This window comes from Halopseudomonas sp. L-58 (genome assembly GCF_056859475.1).
Genome location: NZ_JBSXON010000082.1, coordinates 1 through 9,043, shown reverse-complemented (window position 1 = coordinate 9,043; position 9,043 = coordinate 1). Strand labels below are relative to the sequence as shown.

The following is a 9,043-nucleotide window of genomic DNA, read 5'->3' as shown; positions in this document are numbered from 1 at the left end:
GGTAAATCCGTTCGTTCTCTTTTGGCGTGAGATTAAAGGGTCTACAGCCTGGGCCTGGTAGAACGGTTTGATAAACGTATTTGAGGTCCTGCTTGATCTGATGAAAGCCGGGATTCAGCACCACCGGCTTGGCTTTGAAATGGCCCAGCAGTACCACCAGCATGTAACGCTGGCCCCGATGACGGAGGCTTTTAGCGATCGCCAGTTCCTTATCGTTCAGCGAGAAAAAGAAGCGTTGGTCGGCGGAGGTGAAAGCGGGGGCTCCATATAAGGGGTTCTAGGGATTTCCCGTCCAAAAACGAGAAAGTGCTCTGGAGCCCACGCGGTCGGCGGCCTCCAGAGGGGTATTACTTTTTTGGCGGTTCACATAGCCAGTCACAATAAATCAATCACTTAGCAGTCTGAATGTCGCATTTGGACGGAAAATCCCTAGAACCCCAAGGTCGTACAACTCACACGCCGCATTTCTGGCCGAATCAAGGTCTAGCTTCCAGATCCATACCGTCCACTGAGAAACCTGCCACTCTGAAGCATCGCTCCCCCAGCGTTTAACTATCGCTTCTACGCCCGCACGAAACTCCGTATACCTAGCTAGGAACCGTTCTTCTGCACTGAGGCTCAGTGTGATGTGGTCCCAGTGAACGCCTATGTTGCTCTTGAGGTTTCGTACCTCTACATAAGGCAGGCCATTGCTGGTGCAGTGATGAAACCAGTCCCGGGTCTCGGGCGTGCTTACATTCGTGCGCTTTCTCTCGAGGTACTTCTGAGTAATCGCCATGCAGGATCTCCGTTTGAGGCATCAGTGACGGTAAGCGGCAAAGGGGCAGGGGATCAAGTAGGACAGATTGTAGATGAGGGGTGGACAAGGTCATGCCCACCCGCACAGGGATGGCTCAGAGCTCGTCGGGGGCGTCACTCAGCATAAAGCGCTGCATGAGCTGTAAGGTGTTGGCTGGTAAGGACCGGGTCACACGAAAAAGGCTCTTACTGAGCTTGGCCACATTGTCGTGGTCCGCAAAGCCATCAGGGACCACTGTGTCGTCAGTAAACTCCAGTTCGTGCTCATACGCCAAAGTGCGCATGAAAAACGGAGAGATGCCGGCCAGTTTGGCGGCTTGGGCGCGGGTGTTGGTCTTGCCCAGCTCGCGGAGATGATCAATGAACGCGTTCGTTTCTTCGTTATCTCGACGTCGTGCGAGTTCTGCTAGCGCGGGTGAGATCTTGTCTGAGTCGAGTGAAGTTACCGGCTTACGCGTCACTATGGAGCGATGAACCAGGGCGGCGACGTGAGATCTTTCACGCGCGATAAGCTCGCTGCTAATGCGCTTCGAGCGGGTGCCGCTAGTATCAAGAAAGGTGATGTCATTCTGTTCGGCCAGCTCCTGAAGAGAAGGCATGCTGATCCGATGAATACTTGCTACCTGGCGAAGTGTAAAGTTCGCACTGAGTTCCCTGATATTCTCTACAACTTTCCGTTGGCGTGCCTTCATCGGGTCCAGATTCGATGAAACTGCATCCGCCGTACACTCAAGTACCTGCCGCATACTACTCCCCCCCACATCCCTAGTGTTGCCCGGTCCAGCCAGGTGTTTGACGTCCTGGTCAAAAACGGGTCATCGCTCTGTCTGTCTTATCCGCTCCGTGCCAATAAGGCATCACAGCAGACAAATTTTTATGCCTGAATACCCATCATGGGGCTCCAGAATGCAAGCATTTTGGCATCACTCAACTCATTAGGCAACGCTTTGACGCCGGTTTTTTTGATGAGCGGTACACCAATTATGACACCAGAGGCGTGCTGGGGGTCACAAATCTGACCATTAAGTCAGCAGGCAATCTCAGCCCCCAACCTTGGGTTTGAGAAAGGTTCCCTACTTGAGTGGATTCCAGAAAAGCGGTCGTTAAGATCATTTTGGAATGAAGAAATCCGCGCCAGACCGGGTCGCGGACGCAAGTCCAAACCAAGAAAAGGAATACTCAGTGGCAAAACTCGCTCATAAAACCGTACTGGCCATCGCCATCGCAGCTGCCGCCAGCAATGCCAGTGCATTGACCGTGACCGCCAACAACGACGACATGGTCTACGTGGCTGCGGACTCTCATGATGAGATCCGGATTGAGGGAAGCGCCGAGCTGGTTGGCTCTGGTGCAGCTGTTTCTGTTGGCACCGTGACCAACAACATCACCAACGACGCATCGTTCACACTGACAGACAGCTCTGACCCGGGCTTCATCATTTACGGCGACAATGAAACATCTGAGATCGGCGGCAGCATCGTCAATAACGGCCTGATCGACATCACCGGAACGTACGTTGCCGGAATGGAAGTCGTCGGCGTTGAAGTCGGCGCAGAAGGCGTAGTTGATGATGCTCTTGGCAATATCGTGAACGCTGGCACTATCCGTGTTCGTGACGACCGTGGCGCCGGCGACCCTGACCTGGAAGAACTGGACTACCCGACTGCCGGCCTCCTGATCACCAATACCGAGATCACCGGAGACGTCATCAATAGTGGCACTATCGACGTTCAAGCCGATGATGCGCATGGCATTTTGGTAGATGCCACTTCAGGAATCTTCGGCGCGCAGGGCTTCGTCGATATCGGCCGTGACGTAATCAACTCCGGCGACATTGTTGTGAGCGGCGCTCAAGCGCGCGGCCTTGAGCTTCGCGATGTAAACCTTGGGCTGGACGAGCAGCAAGTCGGTACCGACGTTGAGAACACTGGCCTCATCCGCGTGACCGGCGATGGAAGTGTTGCTCTGCGTCTTGATGAAACTGACTACAACCGCGTCTATAACTCCGGCACCATTTCCGCTAACGGCGAAGGCGCCATTGGTATCGAGATTCGCGAGTCCCTGAGCAACCAGAATATCGAAGTCGGTACCCCGGCTGAGGGCAGTGATCAGATCGCTGACTTCCTCGTCACCAACGGCATCGTCAACGAGGGTTACATTTACGCCGAAGACACAGGCATTCGCATCACCAACGACCTGTTCAACACCGACCCAGGCGATACCAGCAACTCCGAAAACCTGTATCGCATTACCCAGAACGCCGGCGGCACCATCGTATCCGGTGGCTCAGCGATCGACGGTAACTTCCAGTCGAATCTGTATCTGAATGGCGGCCAAATTTTCGGCGACATCGAAGGTATCCGTCGCGCGTTCATCAACGGCAACGTACTGGTCTCTGCCGAGCTGTTTGAAGCCAACAACGTCGATGTGGTTTCCGGCACTCTTTATTTGGCCGAGCTGCACACTGAGTTCACCGGCGACATTACTGTTGCCGATGGCGCTACTTTGGCCACCTATGTCGGCGACGACACCAACGCAGGCCAAGCAATTGTTGCCACCGATGGCGTGATCAGTCTGGCTGACGGTAGCTCGCTGACTGTCACCACTGGCCAAGGTGAGTTCACCCGTGAAAAAACCACGTTCGTGCTGCTGAGCGCCTCTGAACTGTTTGACCACGGTGCCAACGTCCGTGCAGCAACTCCGCTGCTCACCCTGACCAACGTACAGACCACTGGCACGTCGATGACCGCAGACATCGCGCTGGCCACCGGCGAAGAAGCAACTGGTGGACTGGAAGATATCGGTCTCGACCAGAATGGTGTTGCCGCAACTGCTGCGTTCCTGGATGGCGTACTGGCGAACATTCCGACTGACAGCGCGCTCTATCAGCGGTTCATGAATGCCAGCGACGCAGAGCTGCGTATGCTGGGCGCTCAGCTCCAGCCGGAAACCAACGGCGGCGCTCAAACCGCATCCCTGAACAGTGCTGGCCTGACTCGCTCCGCCCTGACCAGCCGTACCAACGCCCTCGGCGCCAACGCCGGTGACACCTTTATCGAAACCGGTGTTTGGATCAAGGCTCTGGACGGTCGCACCGACCAAGGTTCCCGTGGTGGTATTGCAGGTTATGACGCAGACTCCAAAGGCCTGATCATCGGCGCCGACGGCAAGATCGACGACCAGACCACAATCGGTTTTGCGATCGCCCATATCGACACCGACGTGGCCTCCGACAACGGCAATAAGACCGACGTATCCAGCACCTCCCTGAGCGTTTACGGCTCCTGGGTTGAAGGCCCGGTCACTGTTGACGGCAGTCTGACCTACGGCATGGGTGACAACGACGCGAAGCGCCGTGTCGCCGGCGACACTCTGAAGGCTGGCTACGACTCGGACACCCTGTCTGCGAACCTGTCCGCACGTTATGACCTGCAGCTCGATGGCAACCTGATGGTCGCTCCGGTTATCGGTACCCGATACACCCGCGTCGATATCGACGGCTACACCGAACGTGGCAGCGCCGCAGCCCTGACCACTGGTGATCAGCGTCTGGAAGTATTTGATATCGGTGCCGGTCTGCAGCTCGATGCCGACTATGGCGCGTTCAAGCCGTCCGCTCGCATCATGGCCTATCGCGACCTGATCCAAGACGACACCGACACCACTTCTTCCTTCGTTCTGGGTGGCAACTCCTTTGCAACGTCGGGTATCGAGTCCAGCAAATGGACTTATGAAGCCGGTATAGGTGTTGAGTGGAACAAGGACAACCTCAGCCTGAGCGCAGCATACGACTACACCCGTAAGGCTGACTTCCGCGCAGGCACCACCAGCCTGACCGCTCGCTGGGATTTCTAATCCACTGCCGTACCAAGACCCGCCGCGAGGCGGGTCTTTCCTTTCTGGATAACCCAAAGCCCGCTTATGCGGGCTTCGTCGGTACCAACAACCAATGTCGAGGCGTGTATGAGCCGCTTTAACACCGGTGACCCGGCCATAATCCTTGGGAGCAAGAACGCCCCCGAGATCAACGGATGCTACGTCACCATCAAATCCTTCCATGGGGTTTGGGATATCCCCGGGTTTGGCAGCGATGAGGTGTACTACGTTGAGCGCGATGGTTTGGCTCACCACTGCAGGGGCGGGATACTGTTCCCGCTCAAACCCAAGACGGGGATCGAACAGACCAGCCTGACCAAGACCGAGCGCAAACCAAAATCTCAGATGGCCAACGCTTAAAGCCTATGACCAACCTTCTCCGCAGCCTCATCCTTGCCAGCCTATTCGCGACTGCAGCCTGTAGCCACGTCCCCTTGAACATTCAGGCGACGGCACAAGGCAGCGCCTTGCACGCTGAGATTCTGGAAGGCGGCTCGTATCGCCTGCAGGCTCTTGTACCTCGACCAGGTAACTATGAACGCCTTCGCGTCTACATTGAGGGCGACGGCCGCGCATGGAAAACAAGCAGGGTAGTGAGTGATGACCCAACCCCAGGGCAGAGCCTTGTGCTGTATATGGCCGTCAATGATGACGTACCTGCAATCTATCTAGCCCGGCCATGCCAATTCATCAGCAGCGTGGGGTGCAGCAAGCCAGTATGGACATCTGCCCGGTACAGCCAGACTGTGATTGATGTGTACTTGGCGGTGCTGGACACGCTGAAATCAAAGTACGGGGTTTCGGACTTTGAGCTTGTAGGTCACTCCGGAGGCGCAACCGTGGCCTTACTCGTTGCAGCACAGCGCCGTGACGTAGGCATGGTCCAGACACTTGCCGGGAACGTTGATCACGCAGCGTGGACACGGTCCCGAAATCTGCTCCCCCTGCAGGATTCGTTGAAACCCACTCTGTACGCACTGCAGCTGAGGGCTGTTCCACAGCGCCACTATGTAGGCACAGACGACAGAGTCATCCCTGCAACGGTACTGGACAGCTACTTGAGCCAAGTCCAACCGGTGTGCAACCAAACAGTCGTTGTCGATGGGGATCACCACTCTGGATACCAGGCAGAGTGGTCAGCATTGAAGGATCAGCCGTTAGACTGCGCCAGGTAGATACGGGGGAGGGTTGCGGCACCACTACGCCGCAACCTTCCTTCTGTCGGCCTCAGAGGGACGTTCAGCCGATAAAGCTACCTTGATCGGCATATCCCAAGGGGTTGACATCCACGGCCGCCAGACGCGCTTGAAGCGCACGCTTACAAGAGTAGGCTTCGCCGCCATCCATCAGCCATGCGCCAAGCCGGCGTTCAAGCCAGCCATGCGCAAATGCGGCTCCATCCTCAAGGCCCGAACTCAGATGAGCCTCAACCTGATCATTCCTCGGCGCCAGCAGAACGTGAATTGATAGCTCGTCGCCGGCAACAGCCGACACAGATACGACGGCCGGAAGATCTCCATCAAAGGTGAAGCGGTACTGCCCCCCGGCGCCACCGTTGTTCTGAGGGTCAGCGCCAGGCCACCAGTCCTCACCAGGCGAAAGCCCAAACAAGCCTTGCTCCATACCGGCATTGATGGCGGCAATCATTAAGTTCCGCCAACCACACCAGCGAACACCCCGATTGCTGTTGAGCGGGAAGGTCGAGAATGGCGAATACGACCGATCCAGCTCCGGCAGCAACCTCAGATCCTCGGATGGGTTGTAGCCCAGTTGGCGCAACCGCTCAATTGCACGTCGGTTGCTCGGCTTAGTCGCTTCGGTGGTCTTTCGGCCTGCAAGAGAGGATCTCAGAGCAGCATGAGTTCGGAAACCCAATGCGGCAGCGACGGCCTCGCTCATGTGCGCGGAGCGAACCCCTTTGAAACGGCGTTCAGCTTGCTTTTTGAGGTTACGAATTACAGCTTCGGTAACAAAGTAGGTAGGTTCAGACATGCCAGATTCCTGATTCTAGGTCGATGTCTGCCGATTACGCACCGACCGGAGGAAGGGCACGGTCACTGGATTCGATAGCACGGAGAGAACGTCGTTTAACCCGGCAGTAGGTTCAGCATGACGCGGCTGTGACTCAATAATAGTGCCACAGGCCAGTGTTGCAACCCATTACCGAACCAGGTTAGCGAGCGCTGGTTTCTAAAGCATGCAGCTGAGGCTTCCAGACCGGTATTGAAGCCCAAGCTGGGATCTCGAGAGCCCCCTGCAGGCTTCGTTTCAGACGCTGTTCTGGGCCTTCAAAAGTATTGGTATAGTCTGCGCGCTCGAAAGGGCTCGAACGTGATAGGGATTTTTTTCAGGAGCAGTAAATGTCAGGCGAAGATGTGAAGGGATTGAACCCGGTATATGTAATCCTGTTTTGCTTGGGTCTTGTGCTGGGGGGGTGGGTGCTTGCAGTGAGTTTGAACGTTGAGACTGAATCGAAGTCCCCCTATGACTCAGCGCAGCCAGTTTCAAGTTCTGACCTGGAGCAGTGCTTGTCATCAAAGAGCAGCTTGATCGGAGGGATGAGAGACAGTCGCTTCGAGGATTTATGCCAAGGGAAGTCGTTCCAAGCGTACGCCTTTGTAAAGACCTGCAATGGCAACAAGTGCGAGCTTTCCCTGAATGATCCGCTGGGTGAGAAAGCCAGCGATCATAGTATCTTCGACGCCCACATAGTCGATGGCGAAACATTGAGCGATGAAAAATCACTGATTAAAGGCCTCATCAACGGCAGGGGATGGAACAATCGTGCTTTGGTAAGCATCTACCAGCAGGAGCCGGCCGCCCTGACGCAAAGCGACCTCAGGTCGCGGGAGCGGGTTATAGGGCGCGCAGCGATCGAGCGTGATTACCAGGCGATGCTTCGGGATAGCAGGTCCGACGAAAACGCAGCCATGATGGAATATGCCGATGAGAATCACGCACGGCTAGCGGCCATGTCCCATGAGTTCAAAATCAATCCGAATGGTGCAGCGGGGTTGGCGCAATACAGCTATCGCCTGAAGAACGGTAAGCGGACTACTTGCTGGAGAGGTTTCCGGGGCAATGTATTTGTCTATGAGTGCGAGGAGTTTTGAGTAAACGGCTAGCGCAGGGTAGAGCGAGGATGCCTGACTGGTGCCGGGCCAAATACAGAAGAGTTCAGCGATCCCAAAAAAGGCGCGTAAGCGCCTATTTTGGGCCGGTGAGTTTTCCACATCTTCCCTGACTACTGCTCACCAGCTGACTACACGATTAAGTGCCAAACAATTGTCGTCGATTTGGGGGGGTAGTAGCAACCGAGCGCCCGTTGTCCTCAACCTCTGTAACGACACGCTTCAGCACAGAAGGGCGGTCCAGAAGTAAAGATCCATAGTTCTTCTTGCCCGGCAGGTAGCGCAGGGCTGACTGCTCTGATCCCCAGCCAACATGGTCCATCAATCCCTTGATGTCCCAATCATTCTTCGATGCCCAATCGGCAAAGCCTTTACGGAAAGAGTGAGTGGTGAACTTCACCTTGTTTTCAAAAAGCCCCTCAACCGCACGATTCAGTATCCCCTCAATGCTCCGCTTGTTGATCCCTGATTCTGAAATCCCTCCCCAGCGATCGACCTTTCTAAACAATGGCCCTTCAAGCAAGCCCGACACGTCAAGCCAGCCCTGAACAGCATTGACCGGGCAGTAAAGCTGCATGGCCGGGAGAACAAACTCACGCCCGTTGGAGTGCACATCGTTCTTGAAATGCGGGAGGAAGAACCGAAGCTCTTCATCTGGCAGGACCACGGTTTCCTCAATCCGGATTCGTGATACTTCGTCCGAACGCAGCCCTTGCCAAAACGCGGTCAGGAAGAGGGCTAGATCCCGGTGAACCTGCAGGAGCTTAGGCCTGTCTTCCATACGGATGGCCTTGATTTTGTCTTCTTCCAGTCGGTCGCAAACAGCACGCAGGTGATCAAAGGTAAAGGGTGGGGCAGACTTCTGAGGGGCGTTGTAGATCTTTGCCAAGCCCTTCATCACCTCTTTGACTTCAGGCGCCTTAGTTGGGTCATGGAAGCCTTGTGAGCTATGCCATTTAGAAAGGGCGGACAGGCGAACCCTTGAGGTCGATACGGATACCTTCCCAGCGTACTTCGCAATGTAACGAGAAATTGAATCCGGCGATGCCGGCAGTAGCCCACCCCAGGTATCACGGTAATGGCGAATAGCAGTCAGGTGTAGTGGTCTACTAATCCCGGACACCAAGTTAGGCGGTAGAATCGCCATCAGCGAGGTGTTCAATGAGCAAACAACGTCGATCCTTTTCGGTCGAGTTCAAACATGATGCAGCGGCCTTGGTCGTCGACCAAGGCTATAG

The 9,043-nt window shown here is 55.5% G+C and carries 7 protein-coding genes and 1 pseudogene; 3 read left to right on the top strand and 5 right to left on the bottom strand.

Annotation, left to right across the window (positions count from 1 at the left end; genetic code table 11):
- The 3 genes and pseudogenes from AC13EY_RS16285 to AC13EY_RS16275 all read right to left on the bottom strand — a co-directional run.
- Positions 1-271 (bottom strand): annotated as a pseudogene (locus AC13EY_RS16285) (DUF4158 domain-containing protein); the annotation flags it as partial.
- Between the two features lie 114 nt (positions 272-385).
- On the bottom strand, positions 386-778 hold the full coding sequence (locus AC13EY_RS16280; protein WP_233048400.1) for a hypothetical protein: 393 nt from the start codon (positions 776-778) through the stop codon (positions 386-388).
- A gap of 115 nt (positions 779-893) precedes the next feature.
- Complete coding sequence (locus tag AC13EY_RS16275; protein ID WP_233048399.1) at positions 894-1,544, bottom strand: hypothetical protein; 651 nt, start codon at positions 1,542-1,544, stop codon at positions 894-896.
- Positions 1,545-1,980: 436 nt separating this feature from the next.
- On the opposite strand from AC13EY_RS16275, the gene AC13EY_RS16270 reads away from it, so the two are divergent.
- On the top strand, positions 1,981-4,653 hold the full coding sequence (locus tag AC13EY_RS16270) for an autotransporter family protein (RefSeq protein ID WP_482875865.1): 2,673 nt from the start codon (positions 1,981-1,983) through the stop codon (positions 4,651-4,653).
- A 108-nt stretch (positions 4,654-4,761) separates the two neighbouring features.
- On the top strand, positions 4,762-5,034 hold the full coding sequence (locus tag AC13EY_RS16265) for a hypothetical protein (RefSeq protein WP_482875863.1): 273 nt from the start codon (positions 4,762-4,764) through the stop codon (positions 5,032-5,034).
- Positions 5,035-5,913: 879 nt separating this feature from the next.
- On the opposite strand, the gene AC13EY_RS16260 is transcribed toward AC13EY_RS16265, so the two are convergent.
- Complete coding sequence (locus AC13EY_RS16260) at positions 5,914-6,666, bottom strand: hypothetical protein (RefSeq protein WP_482875861.1); 753 nt, start codon at positions 6,664-6,666, stop codon at positions 5,914-5,916.
- Between the two features lie 368 nt (positions 6,667-7,034).
- Here AC13EY_RS16260 and AC13EY_RS16255 point away from each other — a divergent pair, with 368 nt between their 5' ends.
- The gene (locus AC13EY_RS16255; protein WP_233048395.1) at positions 7,035-7,787 is read left to right on the top strand and encodes a hypothetical protein; all 753 of its coding nucleotides are present in this window, start codon (positions 7,035-7,037) and stop codon (positions 7,785-7,787) included.
- Between the two features lie 157 nt (positions 7,788-7,944).
- On the opposite strand, the gene AC13EY_RS16250 is transcribed toward AC13EY_RS16255, so the two are convergent.
- Entirely contained in the window at positions 7,945-8,694 is a 750-nt protein-coding gene (locus tag AC13EY_RS16250; RefSeq protein ID WP_233048394.1) for a tyrosine-type recombinase/integrase, read from the bottom strand.
- Positions 8,695-9,043: the final 349 nt, after the last annotated feature.

Bases quoted from the DNA above. Each gene is read 5' to 3' on its own strand.
- AC13EY_RS16280 (WP_233048400.1), bottom strand. From the start codon at position 778: ATGGCGATTACTCAGAAGTACCTCGAGAGAAAGCGCACGAATGTAAGC.
- AC13EY_RS16275 (WP_233048399.1), bottom strand. From the start codon at position 1,544: ATGCGGCAGGTACTTGAGTGTACGGCGGATGCAGTTTCATCGAATCTG.
- AC13EY_RS16265 (WP_482875863.1), top strand. From the start codon at position 4,762: ATGAGCCGCTTTAACACCGGTGACCCGGCCATAATCCTTGGGAGCAAG.
- AC13EY_RS16260 (WP_482875861.1), bottom strand. From the start codon at position 6,666: ATGTCTGAACCTACCTACTTTGTTACCGAAGCTGTAATTCGTAACCTC.
- AC13EY_RS16255 (WP_233048395.1), top strand. From the start codon at position 7,035: ATGTCAGGCGAAGATGTGAAGGGATTGAACCCGGTATATGTAATCCTG.